Below are 15786 nucleotides of genomic sequence, written 5' to 3' on the forward strand. Positions count from 1 at the left end.
GTCGGCATGGCGACGATCAGTGCGCCACCGCGACCCGATGTGTGTGACGACGTGGACATTGTGCACGGCTGTGACCCCGTGCGACCTCGCGGGTCGTCTTCCGTGGCCGGGGCTCGCGTCAGCGAGCGGGCAGGGTCGCCGCGACCTTCGCGCGGATCTGTTCGATGCGCGACCGGAGCACCACCGCGTCGTCCGTGAGCGGCTCCGACACGCCGATGCCGATCGCCACCGGGCCGGAGGTGTACCAGAACGCGAGCACCCGCCCGGCCGGGCTGCTGCCGGCGTAGAGCAGGTCCGTCGGCGCGGGCCCGAGCGGCGTGCCGGCGAAGCCGCCTGCGGTGAGGTTCTGCCTCAGCCCCTTCACGAGCTGGGCCGCCTGCGCGGGCGACGGCGTCGGCACGGCGAGCAGGATCGTGCCGTTGTCGGCGTGCGTGGTGTCGGCGTACGCGTGGTACACGAGCTCCTGCGCGGCAGCGGCCTTCATCAGGTCCGCGTCGGCCTGCGACACGACCTTCAGCTCCACGGCCTTGTCCAGCGACATCGTCGAGTTGTCGGGGTTCGGCGTGCCGGCCAGCGCCGGCAGCTTGTCCTCCAGCGACGCGTCCTGCCCGCCGGAGGCCGTGGGCACCGGCGGCGGCGAGACGGTGTCCGCGCCGTCGGTCTGGTTCGGCCGGTTGCCGATGTACCAGATACCGCCCACGACCAGCGCCAGCACGACCAGCACCCCGAGCGAGAGGAAGAGCCACGTCGGCCTCTTCTTCCGCGGCGGCGCTTCCTCCCACAGGCGGCGCAGCTCGGGCGTCGACTGCGCCGTGTCACCAGTGTCGCCCGTGACGGGCAGGTAGCCGGTCGGGTTCACGTCCGCGGGGCTCGGCGCCGTCGCGAACGACTTCTCGCCCTTCTTCGGATCCCACCGCGGCTTGCGAGTCAACGACGACCGCGGCGGCCGCTGCGGCTTCGCTTCCTCCGTGGCCCCGGGCTGGGTCACCTGCTGCTCGGCGGGGTGCCACACCGGTGGCTGCTGGGTCGCGGGGTTGGCGCCCGCCCACGTGTTCTGGCTGTTTTGCGTGTTCTGCGTGTTCTGCTGAGCGGGCTGGGTCGGCGCGGTCGGCTCGGCCGGTGCCCAGCCCGGCGCGGGCTGGTTCCACGTCACGGGCTCGGCGTGCCACGTCCCCGCCGCCGGCCCCGGCCCCGGTCCTGGCTCGGCGACCTGCGTGGCCCCTTCGACTCCCGCCCGCAACGGCGACGCCACCGGCGAGGCCGCACCGCCACCCGAGGCCTCCGCGAGCAGCTCCTCGCGCCTGTGCCGGTGCTCGGCGTGCCCGATCCGGCCCGCGGCCAGGTCGGAGTCCAGCCGCCGCAGCTCTTCCTGCCAGCTCATCGCCATCCCTCTGCCACTGGTCCGGGCCGTAGTTTTTCACGCACCAGAACCTGCGGGGGTACCGGTTTGTCGACTCGTGATCGATTCGTCGGCGAGATCATTCCGCGCCGGTCGCGTGGCGTCCAGGGTCCCGGGCCGTCCGTAGGATCGGTGTATGTCCTCCGCCCGCGGTGAAGTGCCCGCCCACTGCGCGACCGCGCAGTGGGAACGGCTCGGCGGAACCCTGGGGGCGATGGTCCGGGGAGAGACACCGGTCGGCGAGGCCGGCCGCAGCGTGCGGGAGCAGTCGGCGCGGCTCGGGTCGCCCGCGGTCCTGCACGACCTCCTGCGCTGGATCGCGATGCTCGACCAGTGGATCCCCACCGACGTCACCCCCGTCAGCTTCTGCGAGGACCAGATCCTCCAGCAGGCCCGTGAACTTCTTTCCGGAAACTGGCCACCCGTCACCCGTTGAGCGGCAAAAACTGTCGTACACCTGTTCTAAAATTGGCCGTGTCCAGGGGAGATGCTGCCTGAGCCAGGGGCGGCATCGGCGAAGTTTTCGGACCGGAAGGCGGCTGTCCATGGCCTACATCACCCTGCCCACGTTCGTCGGCTACAGCGCGAGCACGGGTCCCACGCGGTCGTCGTTCGTGCGGCGGCAGCGGCGGTTGTACGAGGACCCGTCGAGGGCCGCGTTCAACTACTACCGCCGAGCGGCCAACGCGGTGCGGGCCGGGCGAGGGGCGCGGCAGGACGAGGTGGCGATGCGGTCGCTGGTCCACCACGCCGACGACCGCACGCGCCCGCACTACTCCGCGATCGCCGAGGGCTGGCTGCGGTACCTGGGCCGTCGCGACCCGAAGCTGATCGAGGTCGGGCGGGCGCGCGTGCCGCTGGGTGACCTCGAGGTGGGGCTGAGCCCGCAGCTCGGCCTGCGCAAGAGCACCGGCGTCCGCTACGCGACCTGGCTCTACTTCAAGGAGGAACCACTGACCCGCGACGCGGCCGGGCTCGCGCTGTGGCTGCTCAGCCAGGGCATGCCCGACCTCCTGCCGGGTGGCGAGGCGCTGGTCGTCGACGTTCGGCGCGCCAAGGAGTTCACGCTCACGGCGCGCGACCGCGAGCGGCTGCGGCCGTGGGCGTTCAGCGAGGCCTCGGCGTTCATGACGTTGTGGGAGGCCGCCTGAGGTGACGCTCGGTGACCGGGCGCCCCGGCTGCGCTCGGTCACCGATGCCAGGCCACGGCCATTACACGCCCCCAGTCGGGTGATGAAGGTGGCGTTCGGCTTCAGTGGACTGGACAATCTCGCTTCCGGACACGAAGCTTTCGGCAGCTTTGAGCCCGGCCGATGACTTCGAGGTCGATAAGTGAACGCAGCAGCCTGGGAGCCGCTCTCGAGAGTGGCCGACGAGCCCGCCTGGTACTGGGTGTACGAGAAGCTCGGTTTCTGGCCGAGCACCTTCGCGCACGACTGGCCCGGTTTCCGCGAGCCCGCACCGTCGCGTACCTGGGATCTTTCGGCGGGTGACTTCGACCGTGCGTCGGCGGAGTTCCGACTGGGGCCGTACGCGGTGGAGGAGCCCGACGTCGCGCGGATCGTGCTGGCGGCGCTGAAGGAAAGCGTGCGCGAGGACGAGTGGCTGTGGGTGCTGCACTGGCAGCACCAGTCGTTCAAGTTCTGGCCGCACCGCATGGCCGAGGGCGCGGCGTGGCCCGTGCCCGTGTTCCCGCGCGGTGACTACCACCTTTTCCTGGCCGAGGACTTCAGCTTCGGCACGCTCGGGCACCCGTGGGAGCGCACGCTGTGCGCGTTCGGCGCTCGGCTGCTGCCGGCCGTCGAGAAGCACGGCCAGGGCGTGTTGACCAAGGTCCTGCGCCGCGACGGCCGCCCCAGCGCGCTGGCTCGCTGACCGCCCGTCCTGCCGGGAGAACCGCCCGTCGCGGCGGGCCGACCGGCGCATCGGCGCAGCTTGTGGCGCTGCTACGGTTCGCGACGTGTACGAATACCACGGCTGGGTGACCATCGCGGCGACCACGAGCGGCGACGATGACGCTGCTCTGCTGGAGCGCCTGGTCGATCGCGTCCACCGAGCCGTGCGCGACGCCGGCACCCTGGACCTCGTCGACCTCCGCTGGAGCGCGGGCATGCCCATGCTGCACCTCGGCGGCCTCGACAAGCACGGCGGCGCCATCGCGCCCGAGCTGCTGGAGACGTTCACGCGCGTCGGCGAGCTGGCCCCGGGGTCCTACGGCCTGCTGCACGTCTGGGACGACCAGGATCCCGAGCACGACAACGAGTTCCGCGTGTTCCGCATGGCGCGCGGGGTCGTCTGTGAGCACTCCGACGCACACCTCACGCCGGTCGCCCCGACCGTGCTGGACGTCTACGAGCTGTAGAGAACTCTGCTGTAGCCACAACAGGCACGAACGGCCCCTTCGCACTCGTGGCGCGAAGGGGCCGTTCGCTTTTTGTGCCCGCGGGAGGGCGTCAGGGGTGACGCGTCATTGCGTCAGTGGTGGTGCGTCAGTGGTGGTGCGTCAGTGGTGGTGGGTCAGTGGTGGTGCGGCGGCTGCGGGGTGGCGGGGCGGTGGCCCGGCTCCTGGCGCGGCGGCTTCTGGTCGGTGCCGGGGAAAACGGGGGCGGGGAGGTTCGCGGCCTCGTAGCGCGACAGCGTGAGCGGGCCCGAGGTGTCGGGCAGCGTCGGTGGCTGCGCCTTGTGGTCGTTGAAGCGGAACGCCGAGGTCAGGTCACCGAAGTTCTTGCGGCGCCAGTCGGAGATGTTGGTTTCCTTCACGCCGGTGACGTGCTCGAGGAACTGCAGCGTCGACGTGTGGTCGAACTGCTCGCTGCACACCCAGCCACCCGCGGTCCACGGCGAGATGATGATCGCCGGAACGCGGTAGCCCGCGCCGACCCAGAGGCCGTTGCCCTTGGTGCCGCCGTGGGAGGTGCCGGTCACGAACTCGTGTGGGGTGCCGGCCGGGGGGATCGGCGGCACGACGTGGTCGAAGAGGCCGTCGTTCTCGTCGTAGTTGAGGATGAAGGCGGTCTTGGCCCACACGTCCGGGTTGGACGCGATGGCGTCGATCTTCGAGGCGACGAACGCCGCGCCCTCGGCGGGCGTGTAGTTCGGGTGCTCCGAAGCCGTGGAGGTGCAGATGATCCACGAGACGGTGGGCAGCTTGTCGTTGCGCGCGTCGTACTCGAACTGGCCCTCGGGGCGGTGGGTCAGGCCGTTGACCGCGAGCGGCGAGTCGGCCGGCGCGTTCTTGAAGTTGGCGAAGTTCTCGAGCATGTTGCAGCCGTAGGTGTCGCTCTGCTCGTAGACCTTCCAGCTCACACCCGCGGCCTGGAGGCGCTCCGCGTACGTGGTCCAGGTGTAGCCGCCGGCGGGGGCGGTGTTGTCGAGGATGGGGCCGCCGTTCTCACCGTCGGGGTCGATGGTGCCGGTCATCCAGTACATGCGGTTCGGCCAGGTGGGGCCGAGCACCGAGCAGTGGTACGCGTCGCACACGGTGAACGCCTCGGCCAGCGCGAACTGGAACGGCAGGTCGGCGCGCGTGTGGTAACCCATCACGTACGGGCCGTTCTTGCCGTCGGCCTTGCGGTGCGCCGGCAGCCAGCTGTCCATCTTGCCGCCGTTGAGGGCGTCGTGCTGGACCTGCCAGGCGTGGGAGGTTGAGGGGATCTTCTGGGCGTTGGTGGCGTGCGTGTCGAGGTGGAAGGGCAGCGCGTAGCCGGCGGGGTTCTCGGCGTCGGGCTGGTAGAACACGGACTTGCCGTTCGGCAGCTTCTTGGCGTGCGGGTCACCGAACCCGCGAACGCCGCGCATGGTGCCGAAGTAGTGGTCGAAGGAGCGGTTCTCCTGCATCAGCAGCACGACGTGCTCGATGTCCTTGATCGAGCCGTGCTTGGGCGCCCCCTGGGCGAGCGCCTTCTGAACGCTGGGCGGGAGCAACGTGGCCGCGGCAGCGGCGGCCGCGGCCCCGGCGGTTGATCCGAGGAGACGACGACGAGTCAGTTCGGTCATGGCTCACACCCTGCTGCCACGCCGTCACTCGAAAAGGTGTTTATCTCCGAACGCGTGACTAACACATGATGAAAACAACTTCCGAAACGGGCGATGGGGGGAAGTTCGGCATTGGTGCAGGTCGGGAGGTTGGGCCTGTTGGTGGCTTGCCATGGGATTGCGTTGCGCTTGCTTTGTGCTTGCCTGGTGCGACTGGTCGGTGGGGCCTTTTGAAGGCGGCGAGCGGTGATCGGGTGGCGGTGATGGTGTGGTTTCTCGGTAGTGCTGGGTTACCCCGCTCACTGATTGTCACGACGGCGAGAGCTGAGGATCGGGCTCGCTCCGCAGTCTCTCTACTCACCCGCGCACGTCCCCAACGCCACCAAGCTGGGTCAGGCACCATCCGCACCGTGGGGGTCCGGGGGGCTCGGCCCCCCGGGGAGAAATGGCGAGGGGCCCCCGGTCTGCGCTTTCGGCAGACACGAGGGCCCCGGAACCGAGCGGATGACGGGATTCGAACCCGCGACCCTCACCTTGGCAAGGTGATGCGCTACCAGCTGCGCTACATCCGCGTTGACCGTTGGTGCTCGGTGTTGAGGGAGACTCTATACCGAGGGGTGGGCGCCACTTTCGGGGGGTGCACCTTGGGGGCTCGCAGCCCGTGACGTGCCTCGACTCGGTGCTTCGTTGTCACATCGGGCGTACAGGGGGTGACGACGGGCTTTTCGCTCCGTATGGTGTCCCCATTCGTACCGAGTGGTGAGTCCTTCGGGGGAGGAGGTGCCTTGCCGGATGACCGAGCTGGGCACGGCGCCGCCACCAGCGGCCTCGGGATCCGACGAGCAGGCACTTTTGCAGCGGCTCCGCAACGGGGAGGACGCGGCGTTCGGGGAGCTGTTCGAGCTCCACGCGGCGGCGGTGCGGAGGTTGGCGCAGAGCCTCGCGGCTGACAGTTCCGAGGCCGAGGACATCACGGCCGAGACGTTTTTCAGGGTGTTGCAGGCGTTGCGCCGGGGCGCGGGGCCGCGGGACTACATCCGCGCGTACCTCCTCACCGTTGCGCGGCGGGTGTCGTGGGAGTGGCACGGGGCGCGCCGCGACGTGCCCGTCACGGATGACGAGCTGACGTTCCGCGCGGGGGCCGGCGCCGATACCAATGCGCGCACGGCCGAGCACACCTTGATCACCACGGCGTTCACGAGCTTGCCCGAGCGGTGGCGCACGGTGTTGTGGCAGACCGAGGTGGAGGGCGAGCAGCCCGCCATGGTCGCGCCGCACTTCGGGTTGTCGGCGAACGCGACGGCGGCGCTGGCGCGCCGGGCGCGGCAAGGGTTGCGCGCCGCGTACCTGCAGGCGCACCTGTCGGTGAACCGCGGGCCCGAGACGTGCCGGTCGGTCGTCGAGAAGATGGGCGGGTTCACCGCGGGCAGCGTCACGGGCGCGGAGGCCGAGCGGATCAAGGCGCACCTGCTGGGGTGCGCCTCGTGCCGGGCGACGCAGGACGAGCTGCGGGACGTGTGTTCGTCGCTGCGGGCGCACGCCGAGGTGCTCGTGGTCGCGGTGCCCGCGCTGGCCGGCCTGGGCAAGGTGACGGGTGTGGCCGCCACCGTGAAGAGCGTGCTGTTCGGTTCGAAGGTGAAGGTGGGTCTCGCGCTGGCCTCGACGGCCGCCGCGGGCGTCGCCGGGTTCACGACCGGGCCGCTCGTGTTCGGGACGCACCCGGTGCAGGACGTCGGGCTTCAGGGTGGTGCGCCGGAGCTGGCGTTGCAGCCGCCGGCGCCGCCCGCGCACCAGCCGCCGCCGCAGGTGCAGCACGGGCCGCGGATCGCGACCGGTCGCCTGCACGGCGCGGCGCGCCCGGTGTGGACGCCCGTGCACACCGTCGGCGCGCACCTGGGCACCAATGACGTGCCGAAGCTTCCGGTCGGGCCTCCGCCCGAAAGCGGCGCCGGCCAGTCGTCCGGCGAGGCGCCGCGCGACGACCTGCCGGCCGGCGACACCACGTCGCACGCGCCGATGTCGAGCGAGAACTCCACCGACCCGCGCGTGGACACCGAGCCGGACCTCACGACGTCGTCGGACGACCCGTGCGACGACGAGCGGACAGACAGCCCGGAGAAGCGCACCTCGTCCCCGCCGTCGTTCGTGCCGCCGCCGACGTTCACGTACGTGCCGCCGGAGACGTACCTGCCGCCGACCGTCACGACCACGCCGACGCCGGGCGACAAGATCCCGGAGAAGCCGACGAAGTCCTCGGAGTCCGGGTCCTCGAAGCGGTCCGGCACCGAGATCGGTTCCCAGGACTCGGGAGCGGTGACCCCCTCGGATGTCACCGGTTCGGCCGATTCCGATTCAGCGTCGGCTCCCTGAGCAGCGGAAACCGGGCAAACCTCGCGCCACGTTCCGTGACTACCTCGCGCTGTGGGGCGTGGTCACGGTAGCGTTGACCGACTCGAGCGTCGCCCGGGAGGCAACAGGATGAACCGGCTGGTGCGCGGTGAAGACGGCCGCGACTGGGTGGTCCGAGCCCAGATGGAGTGGCGGGCACCCGCCACCGCGGACGATTTCGAACACGACGTGGCGGGCAGCTACACGCCGGGCATCGCCATGCTCCTGGTCACCGCGTTCCTCGCTGTGGTGCTCGTGATCTGGACGCCGGACCAGGTGCGCGTGCCCGCGTGGGTGTTCCTGGTGCTGCTGTTCTTCCCGCTGCGCTGGATCCTGCGCCGGCCCTGGACGGTCGTCGCCGAGACCGAGGGCGACGTGCAGGGCGACCGGCCGTCGGAGCGCTGGGTCGGCACGATCCGGGGCATGTTCACGGTGTCGGGTGAGGTCAAGCGCATCACCAAGACGATCCAGAAGCACTCGCTGCCCGATTTCGACGGGCCGCTGCACCCCGTCGAATAGACCTGGCCGATTCGGGCGCCACGAGCAAGACTGGTGTCATGCCCGAGCTGCCCGAGGTCGAAGCACTGGCCCACCACCTGCGCGAACACGCCGTGGGCTCCACCGTGTTCCGGCTCGACGTCGCTTCGCTGAGCGTGCTGAAGACGGCCGTGCCGCCCTACACCGCCCTGCACGGCCGTGAGGTCACCGGCGCCACGCGCCACGGCAAGCACCTCGACCTGGTCCTCGGCGACCTGCACCTCGTGGTGCACCTCGCGCGCGCCGGCTGGCTGCGCTGGTCGGAGCAGCTTTCGCCGACGCCGTTGAAGCCGGGCAAGGGCCCGATCTCGCTGCGCGTGCACCTCAACGCCGCGGCCGGTCCGGGCTTCGACCTCACGGAGGCGGGCACCAAGAAGGGCCTGGCCGTCTGGATCGTCCACGACCCGAACGAGATCCCCAGCGTCGCGCGCCTGGGCCCCGACGCGCTGTCGCTCGACGCGGCACAGCTGCGCGAGCTGTTCGCCGGCAAGGGCACGCGGCTGAAGTGGGCGCTCACCGACCAGTCGCTCATCGCCGGCATCGGCAACGCCTACTCCGACGAGATCATGCACAAGGCCAAGCTCTCGCCGTACGCCACCGTCGGCAAGCTCGACGAGGGCGCCCTCGAAACCCTGGCCGCCGCCATCCACGACGTGGAGTCCGACGCCGTGCAGCGCTCCGTCGGCCAGAAAGCCGCGACGCTCAAGGGCGAGAAACGCTCTGGCCTGCGCGTGCACGCCCGCACCGGCCTGCCCTGCCCGGTCTGCGGCGACACCATCCGCGAGATCTCCTTCGCCGACAAGTCCTTCCAGTACTGCCCCACCTGCCAGACGGGCGGCAAACCCCTCGCCGACCGGCGTATGTCGCGCCTGCTCAAGTAGCGGGGGCTTCGTCGCTCGGAGTGACCGTGCGGCACTGACCGGCGGCTCGGTAGGGTTCAACCACCGTGGGTCGTCACAGTTGGACGGAAAGTGGAGAGCAGACCTTGCACCCGGTCGGTCGAGCGCAGAGCATGGACGTCGTGTCCGCCTTCCCCTTCGCGCAGGTCGTGCCGTGGGTGCTCGTCGGCCTGCTGGCGATCGCGGTGCTCGTGCTGATCTTCAAGGTGCGCCGGCCCAAGGGTGTGATCCAGGACGCCGTGCTGCAGGCCGTGCACCGGATGTCGAAAGCCACGCCGAACCTGCGCGCCGGTCTCGACGAGGAGGCCGCCAACCGGATGACGGCCGAGCTGCTGGAAGTCCTCGACTGCCTGGCCGTGGGGATCACCGACAGGGAGGGCACGCTCCTGTCGTGGGCCGGCGAGGCGACCGACCACTACCTCGACCTCGTCGAGGACATCGGCACCGCGCTGCGCAAGCACCGCCGGGCCGTCGCCGACCACAACCGGCTGCCGTGCAACCACCGCGGCACCTGCAAGATGAAAACCGCCGCCATCGTGCCGATCCTGGTCGAGGGCACGGCCGAGGCCACGCTGATCGTCGTCGGGCGCACGCGCGGCAAGCTCGTGCAGATGGCCGAGGCCGTGGCGCAGTTCGTCTGCACGCAGTTCGAGCTGGCGCGTCTCGAAGAATCACGCAACCAGCTGCAGCAGGCGGAGATCAAGGCCCTGCGCGCGCAGATCTCGCCGCACTTCGTCTACAACGCGCTCAACACGATCTCCGCGCTCATCCGCACGGATCCCGAAGAGGCGCGCGAGCTGCTTCAGGACTTCGCCGACTTCACGCGTTATTCGTTCCGCACCTCCGGCATGTACACCACGCTGGCCGAGGAACTGCGCAACATCGACCGCTACCTCACGATCGAGAACGCGCGCTTCGGCGGCCGCCTCGAAGTGCGCATGAAGATCGCGCCCGAGGTGCTCAGCGTGGTCGTGCCGTTCCTGATCATCCAGCCGCTGGTGGAGAACGCGGTGAAACACGGCCTGGCCAGCAAGCCCAGCGGCGGCTGCGTCACCGTGATCGCACAGGACTACGGCACCGAGGCCCTGATCAGCGTCGAGGACGACGGCATCGGCATGGACCCGCGCGCCCTCACCGACCTGAAGAACGCCCACCGCACCGGCGCCCACGTGGGCCTCGGCAACATCAACCAGCGCATGCGCCAGGTGTTCGGCGAGGACTACGCGCTCACCGTCGACACGGCGCCCGGCGCCGGCATGAAGGTGACGCTGCGCGTGCCGAAGTTCAAGCTCGGCGTGCGCCCGAACATGCCCGACTACTCGGCCGACGTGCCGGCCCAAGGCGGGCCCGAGGACGACGACGTCGAGCACAACGGTGTGAACGGATCGCGTTCGGGCATGCTGCCCGCGGTCTGAACTGGCTAGCCTGGCGGCATGAGCGTTACCGACAAGCTGACGTCCCGACTGCCCGTGCTCGGCGATCGCGTCGAGCGCAAGGACGTGGTCGCCGTGGTGAAGCTGCACGGCGTGATCACGCCGACGCCTTCGCCGCTGGCCCGCGGCTCGATCAACCTCGCGGCCATCGAGTCGGCCCTGACCAGGGCGTTCGGTCACGATCGGCTCAAGGCGGTGGCGCTGCTGATCAACTCGCCGGGTGGCGCGCCGACGCAGTCGGGCCTCGTCGCCGAGCGCATCCGGCAGCTGGCCGACGAGAAGAACGTGCCCGTGCTGGCCTTCGCCGAGGACGTCGCGGCGTCCGGTGGCTACTGGCTCGCGTGCGCGGCCGACGAGATCTTCGCCCACCGCACGTCGATGGTCGGGTCCATCGGCGTGATCAGCGGCGGCTTCGGCTTCACGGGCCTGCTCGAGCGCTTCGGCATCGAGCGCCGGCTGCACACGGCAGGTGCGAACAAATCGCGGCTCGACCCGTTCAGCCCGGAGAAGCCCGAGGACGTCGAGTGGCTGAAGAAGATGCACGGCCAGCTCCACGAGCTGTTCGTCGACTGGGTCAAACAGCGCCGCGGCGGCCGGCTCGCGGACACCGAGGACCTGTTCACCGGCGACGTCTGGCTCGGCCAGAAGGCGCTGGACCTCGGGTTGATCGACGGCCTGGGTTCGCTGCGCCAGATCATCACCGAGCGGTACCCGGACGCCGAGATCTCCGTGGCGGAGCCGAAGAAGCCCCTGCTGGCGCGGCTCGGCATCGGCGCACCCGCGGCGGCGAGCGCGGTGCTCGACGCGGTGACCGCCAAGGCCGCGTGGGCCCGCTTCGGTTTGTGACCTCCCGCCACCCGTGCGCGTCCGGCGCTAGCCCGGTTGGCCGCAGCCGTCGGACCGCGCTGTGCCGCGCCCGTGACCAGGATTGGGACAAAGGGGGCGTCGGCTCTCCCCGACGGGCGGATGAGCGGGACGGGTCTGGACATTGCACTCGGCAATGGGCAGGATGCGACTCACTGTGAGTGCTCATGAAGACACCCGGAAGCTCATCGTCCTGGCAGTGGACGACGAGCTCAAAGGGCTCGACGAACTGACCCACGGCCTGAGCAACAACCCGTACATCCACCGCGTCTTCAAGGCCTCGGACGCCTCCGACGCGCTGCGGTTGTTCTCCCACGACGACCCCGAGCTCGTCGCCCGGCGCGCCCAGGGCCTGCCGACGGTCGACGCCGTTTTCGCCGACATCGACATGCCCGGCCTGTCCGGCATGGAGATGTCGCGCGTGATCGCGGCGATGAACCCGTCGCCGATCCTGGTGTTCGTGACGGGCCACGCCGAAGAAGCCGTGAACGCGTTCGACCTCGGTGCCGTCGACTACGTGCTCAAGCCGTTCCAGCGCGACCGGCTCGACCGGTCCGTCTCGCGCGTGCGCGAGAAGCTGGCCGCGGCGGTCGCGCCGGCGCAGGGCGGGCCGCGCGGGGGGGAGCCGGTGAAGAACGACGACGAGGTGATCCCCGTCGAGCTCGCCGGCACCACCAAGCTGATCCCGCGGTCGTCGGTGCGCTGGGTGGAGGCGCAGGGCGACTACGCGCGGCTGTTCACCACCGAGGGCAGCCACCTCGTGCGCATCCCGCTCGCGCAGCTCGAGGAGCGCTGGGAGAAGGCCGGGTTCGTGCGCATCCACCGGTCGTTCCTGGTCGCGTTGCCGCTGATCACGGAGCTGCGCATGGGTCAGGGCGGCTACCAGGTCGTGATCGGCAACGAGGAGAAGGTGCTGCCGGTCAGCCGCCGGCACACACGCGCGCTGAAGGACCGCCTCGTCGGCACCGGCCGCGGCGGCTGAACCCGTGTCCGCACCCGACGACCCGTACCACCGCCTGGCCAACGGCGTCCGCGAACCGGACCCGACGCTGGGCCGCGTGCCCGAGGACAGCGCGGTCGTGGAGCCGGTACCCCCGGCACCCGAGCCGCTGCGTCCGGCCGAGCCGGCGCACGAGAAGCCGAAGCGCCAGCGTGTGGTGCTGGCCGACCCGCGCCAGTCGGCGGGCCGGGCGCGGGCGCGGATCGAGCTGGAGGAGCAGACCAGCTGGGGAAAGCTGCTGGTCCGCGACCTGGTGAAGGTGCAGCTGCGCACGGCCGTGCTGCTGGCGTTGCTCGTGCTGCTGGTGCTCGGCGCGATGCCGGTGCTGTTCTACTTCCTGCCCGCGGTTGCGCGGTTCACCGTGATCGGCATCCCGATCCCGTGGCTGGTGCTGGGGCTGCCGCCGTTCCCGTTCCTGTTCGCCGTGGGCCTTTGGTACAACCGGCTCGCCGAACGCCACGAGCGCGACTTCGTGGACATGATCGAAAACTGACCGCGGCGGACGGAAACGCCCCGGTGGCGGGGCATCACCGGACCGCGGGCTCGTGCGAGGATTCCAGCCGTGCAGCTGAACCCGTGGGCGTTGACCGGCATCGTGCTGGTCGCCCTCGCGACGTACTACCTCGGGTACCGCTCGTCGCGTTCGGCCACCAGCACGCACGATTTCCTCGTCGCCAGGCGAACGGTCCGTTCGCGCCGCAACGCCGCGGCCATCTCGGGCGAGTACCTGTCGGCGGCGTCGTTCCTGGGTGTCGCGGGCATCGTGCTCAAGGAAGGCGCCGACGCCACCTGGTACCCGATCGGCTTCACCGCCGGTTACCTCGCGCTGATGCTGTTCGTCGCCGCGCCGCTGCGCCGCTCGGGTGCGTACACGCTGCCGGACTTCGTGGAGATGCGCCTGGGCTCGCTCGGGCTGCGCCGCTTCGCGACGGCGTTCGTGGTGTTCATCGGGATCCTCTACATGGTCCCGCAGCTGCAGGGCGCGGGGCTCACGCTCGCGTCGATCCTGCCGGTGCCCGCGTGGGTGGGCGCGGTGGTGGTCACGGTGCTGGTCGGCATCAACGTGATCGCCGGCGGCATGCGCGCGATCACGGTGGTCCAGGCCTTCCAGTACTGGCTCAAGCTGTTCGCGATCTCGGTGCCGACTTTCGTGCTGTGCATGGTGTTCTTCTCCGGCAGCGGCTCCGGCGTCACGCGCGCGCTCGGCTCGCCGGCGCCACCCGTGTTCCCGCAGGACACCACGGTGTCGGTGCAGACCGACGTGACGGTGAAGGTCACCACCGAGACCTACTTCTACGCCGACGGCCGCATTGACGACTTCCCCGCGCGGGGCGTCGCGCGCTGGTCGCCGCTGATCCCGCACACGGTCGAGAAGGGCACCACCCTCAAGTTCGCCGCGGGCACGCCGGTGCCGGTGATCAGCGACGCGCCGGCGTCGAACGACGCGTGGCTGCACCCGGCGTCCGGCAAGCTCACCGACCTGCTGCAGACGTATTCGCTGATCTTCGCGCTGTTCCTCGGCACGATGGGCCTGCCCCACGTGCTGGTGCGCTTCTACACCAACCCCGACGGCAAGGCCGCGCGCCGCACGACCGTCCACGTGCTGCTGCTGCTCGGGTTGTTCTACCTGTTCCCGACGATGCTGGGCGCGCTGTCGCGGATGTACGTGCCGCAGCTGCTCCTCACCGGCAACACCGACGCGGCCGTGCTGATGCTGCCGACGGCGATGGTGCCGGGGATCGCGGGCCAGATCCTCGCGGCCGTGGTGGCGGCGGGGGCGTTCGCGGCGTTCCTGTCGAGCTCGTCGGGGCTGCTGGTGAGCGTGGCCGGCGTGGTGTCCACCGACCTGTTGCCGGGACGGGTCAAGGACTTCAAGGTGGGCACGGCGATCGTCGCGCTGTGTCCGCTCGGCCTGGCGTTCCTGCTGCGCACGGAGGACATCTCGCTGTCGATCGGGCTGACGTTCGCGCTCGCGGCGTCGACGTTCAGCCCGCTGCTGCTGCTCGGCATCTGGTGGCGCAAGCTCAGCTGGCCCGGCGCGCTCGCGGGCATGCTCATCGGCGGGGGGCTGGTGCTGGCCGCGCTGGGCGTCGACATCGCGGCGGGCTACGCGAACTTCGACGCGCCTTGGTACACGAGCCAGCCGGGCCTGATCTCGGTGCCCGCGGCGTTCCTCACGACGTACGTGGTCAGCAGGTTGACGCGCTACGGGCGCCCTTCGCTCGTCAACGACATCATGCTGCGTCTGCACGCCCCCGACCCGCTGGGCCTGATGCGCGACCGGGCCGTCGCGCGGTTCGGCCAGGCGGAGGACAGAACGCGCGCCGCTCGGGGCCGGCACCGAAAGTAACCGGCAGATCACCTGATTCGACGAGGCCGCGTCACCCTTTTCGGGGCGGAAGATCTTCGTGACTGATTGTTTCGCGAAGGGGGCGCCGTGGACCGCACCGAAGCGGACGTCGACTGGGAGCACGTGCAGGCCACACCCGAGTTCCAGCTCCTGCGCCGCCGCCGGCGCCGGTTCGTGTTCCCGATGTCGGCGGCTTTCCTGGCCTGGTACCTGCTGTACGTGCTGCTCGCGGACTACGCGCACGCCTTCATGAGCGCGCGCCTGTGGGGCAACATCAGCGTCGGCTTGGTGCTGGGGCTGGGGCAGTTCCTCACGACGTTCGTGGTCACGGCCCTGTATGTGCGCTTCGCGAACCGCAAGCTCGATCCGCTGGCCGCGGAGCTGCGTGCCGAGTACGGGGGCTAGCGTCTGGTTCCTCACACGCGTACAACGCCTGGACATGGGAGCATGGAACTGTGGTGAGCCCCGCTGAACTGCCGACCGCCGAGGTCCGTGACCTGCCGAAGGACGGCGTCCCCCTGCTCGACGTCCGCGAAGACGACGAGTGGGTCGCCGGCCACGCGCCCGGTGCCCTGCACATCCCGCTCGGCGAGCTGCCTGCGCGCGTCGACGAACTCGCCGAACTCCCCGACGACCAGCCGGTCTACGTGATCTGCCGCAGTGGCGGCCGCTCCGCCCGCGCCACCGCCTGGCTCAACGCCAGCGGCTGGGACGCGGTCAACGTCGCCGGCGGCATGGGCGCCTGGGCCCGCGAGGGCCGGCCCATGGTGAGCGAGGACGCGGGCGCCGAGCCCGAGGTCATCTGACGGATGCATCCGGCCCAGCCCCCCGTCCCGCCCGGATCCGCGCACGCCGCGGGTCCTCAGGGTGGTGCGGGCGGGGCGGGGTCTCCGCCTCCGGAGTATCCGAGGTATCCGGAGTGGTCGGGGGAGTCTTCGCCT

At 70.4% G+C, this 15786-nt stretch carries 16 protein-coding genes and 1 tRNA gene; 14 read left to right on the forward strand and 3 right to left on the reverse strand.

What is annotated here, in order from left to right; translation table 11 throughout:
- Positions 1 to 118: 118 nt before the first annotated feature.
- Entirely contained in the window at positions 119 to 1381 is a 1263-nt protein-coding gene (locus ACWEOE_RS02770) for a hypothetical protein (protein ID WP_452002932.1), read from the reverse strand.
- Between the two features lie 154 nt (positions 1382 to 1535).
- On the opposite strand from ACWEOE_RS02770, the gene ACWEOE_RS02775 reads away from it, so the two are divergent.
- The 4 genes from ACWEOE_RS02775 (at position 1536) to ACWEOE_RS02790 (ending at position 3761) form a co-directional block, all read left to right on the forward strand.
- The gene (locus tag ACWEOE_RS02775; protein WP_452002934.1) at positions 1536 to 1835 is read left to right on the forward strand and encodes a hypothetical protein; all 300 of its coding nucleotides are present in this window, start codon (positions 1536 to 1538) and stop codon (positions 1833 to 1835) included.
- A gap of 109 nt (positions 1836 to 1944) precedes the next feature.
- Entirely contained in the window at positions 1945 to 2550 is a 606-nt protein-coding gene (locus ACWEOE_RS02780) for a hypothetical protein (RefSeq protein WP_452002937.1), read from the forward strand.
- Positions 2551 to 2731: 181 nt separating this feature from the next.
- Positions 2732 to 3274, forward strand: a complete 543-nt coding sequence (locus tag ACWEOE_RS02785; RefSeq protein ID WP_452002939.1) for a DUF2716 domain-containing protein — start codon at positions 2732 to 2734, stop codon at positions 3272 to 3274.
- Between the two features lie 85 nt (positions 3275 to 3359).
- Positions 3360 to 3761 carry an immunity 7 family protein gene (locus ACWEOE_RS02790; protein WP_452002942.1) on the forward strand — a complete coding sequence of 134 codons (402 nt, stop codon included), beginning with the start codon at positions 3360 to 3362 and terminating at the stop codon, positions 3759 to 3761.
- A 155-nt stretch (positions 3762 to 3916) separates the two neighbouring features.
- Here the strand turns inward: ACWEOE_RS02790 and ACWEOE_RS02795 are convergent, their stop codons facing one another.
- A complete protein-coding gene (locus ACWEOE_RS02795) occupies positions 3917 to 5395 on the reverse strand; it encodes a phosphocholine-specific phospholipase C (protein WP_452002944.1) in 1479 nt (492 codons plus the stop codon).
- Positions 5396 to 5873: 478 nt separating this feature from the next.
- Positions 5874 to 5946, reverse strand: a tRNA-Gly gene (locus ACWEOE_RS02800).
- 220 nt (positions 5947 to 6166) lie between these two features.
- On the opposite strand from ACWEOE_RS02800, the gene ACWEOE_RS02805 reads away from it, so the two are divergent.
- From ACWEOE_RS02805 to ACWEOE_RS02850, 10 genes are all read left to right on the forward strand, one after another.
- Entirely contained in the window at positions 6167 to 7744 is a 1578-nt protein-coding gene (locus ACWEOE_RS02805; protein ID WP_452002946.1) for a sigma-70 family RNA polymerase sigma factor, read from the forward strand.
- A 108-nt stretch (positions 7745 to 7852) separates the two neighbouring features.
- A complete protein-coding gene (locus ACWEOE_RS02810; protein WP_452002948.1) occupies positions 7853 to 8281 on the forward strand; it encodes a DUF983 domain-containing protein in 429 nt (142 codons plus the stop codon).
- Between the two features lie 38 nt (positions 8282 to 8319).
- The gene (locus ACWEOE_RS02815) at positions 8320 to 9180 is read left to right on the forward strand and encodes an Fpg/Nei family DNA glycosylase (protein WP_452002951.1); all 861 of its coding nucleotides are present in this window, start codon (positions 8320 to 8322) and stop codon (positions 9178 to 9180) included.
- A 131-nt stretch (positions 9181 to 9311) separates the two neighbouring features.
- Positions 9312 to 10613 carry a sensor histidine kinase gene (locus ACWEOE_RS02820; RefSeq protein ID WP_452002953.1) on the forward strand — a complete coding sequence of 434 codons (1302 nt, stop codon included), beginning with the start codon at positions 9312 to 9314 and terminating at the stop codon, positions 10611 to 10613.
- Between the two features lie 18 nt (positions 10614 to 10631).
- A complete protein-coding gene (locus ACWEOE_RS02825; protein WP_452002956.1) occupies positions 10632 to 11477 on the forward strand; it encodes a S49 family peptidase in 846 nt (281 codons plus the stop codon).
- A gap of 163 nt (positions 11478 to 11640) precedes the next feature.
- Complete coding sequence (locus tag ACWEOE_RS02830) at positions 11641 to 12477, forward strand: LytR/AlgR family response regulator transcription factor (RefSeq protein WP_452002958.1); 837 nt, start codon at positions 11641 to 11643, stop codon at positions 12475 to 12477.
- Positions 12478 to 12481: 4 nt separating this feature from the next.
- Positions 12482 to 12988: a hypothetical protein gene (locus ACWEOE_RS02835; protein WP_452002961.1), complete on the forward strand. Its 507-nt coding sequence runs from the start codon at positions 12482 to 12484 to the stop codon at positions 12986 to 12988.
- Between the two features lie 69 nt (positions 12989 to 13057).
- Positions 13058 to 14845, forward strand: a complete 1788-nt coding sequence (locus ACWEOE_RS02840; protein ID WP_452002964.1) for a sodium/solute symporter — start codon at positions 13058 to 13060, stop codon at positions 14843 to 14845.
- Positions 14846 to 14932: 87 nt separating this feature from the next.
- Positions 14933 to 15250: a DUF485 domain-containing protein gene (locus ACWEOE_RS02845; protein ID WP_452002966.1), complete on the forward strand. Its 318-nt coding sequence runs from the start codon at positions 14933 to 14935 to the stop codon at positions 15248 to 15250.
- 50 nt (positions 15251 to 15300) lie between these two features.
- Positions 15301 to 15651: a rhodanese-like domain-containing protein gene (locus ACWEOE_RS02850; protein ID WP_452002968.1), complete on the forward strand. Its 351-nt coding sequence runs from the start codon at positions 15301 to 15303 to the stop codon at positions 15649 to 15651.
- Positions 15652 to 15786: the final 135 nt, after the last annotated feature.

It is taken from the genome of Amycolatopsis sp. NPDC004368 (assembly GCF_053602515.1).

What these genes read in the sequence shown, in the direction of transcription:
- ACWEOE_RS02820 (WP_452002953.1), top strand. Translation starts at nt 9,312, where the DNA reads ATGGACGTCGTGTCCGCCTTCCCCTTCGCGCAGGTCGTGCCGTGGGTG.
- ACWEOE_RS02805 (WP_452002946.1), top strand. Translation starts at nt 6,167, where the DNA reads ATGACCGAGCTGGGCACGGCGCCGCCACCAGCGGCCTCGGGATCCGAC.
- ACWEOE_RS02795 (WP_452002944.1), bottom strand. Translation starts at nt 5,395, where the DNA reads ATGACCGAACTGACTCGTCGTCGTCTCCTCGGATCAACCGCCGGGGCC.
- ACWEOE_RS02830 (WP_452002958.1), top strand. Translation starts at nt 11,641, where the DNA reads ATGCGACTCACTGTGAGTGCTCATGAAGACACCCGGAAGCTCATCGTC.
- ACWEOE_RS02780 (WP_452002937.1), top strand. Translation starts at nt 1,945, where the DNA reads ATGGCCTACATCACCCTGCCCACGTTCGTCGGCTACAGCGCGAGCACG.
- ACWEOE_RS02815 (WP_452002951.1), top strand. Translation starts at nt 8,320, where the DNA reads ATGCCCGAGCTGCCCGAGGTCGAAGCACTGGCCCACCACCTGCGCGAA.
- ACWEOE_RS02825 (WP_452002956.1), top strand. Translation starts at nt 10,632, where the DNA reads ATGAGCGTTACCGACAAGCTGACGTCCCGACTGCCCGTGCTCGGCGAT.
- ACWEOE_RS02770 (WP_452002932.1), bottom strand. Translation starts at nt 1,381, where the DNA reads ATGAGCTGGCAGGAAGAGCTGCGGCGGCTGGACTCCGACCTGGCCGCG.
- ACWEOE_RS02775 (WP_452002934.1), top strand. Translation starts at nt 1,536, where the DNA reads ATGTCCTCCGCCCGCGGTGAAGTGCCCGCCCACTGCGCGACCGCGCAG.
- ACWEOE_RS02810 (WP_452002948.1), top strand. Translation starts at nt 7,853, where the DNA reads ATGAACCGGCTGGTGCGCGGTGAAGACGGCCGCGACTGGGTGGTCCGA.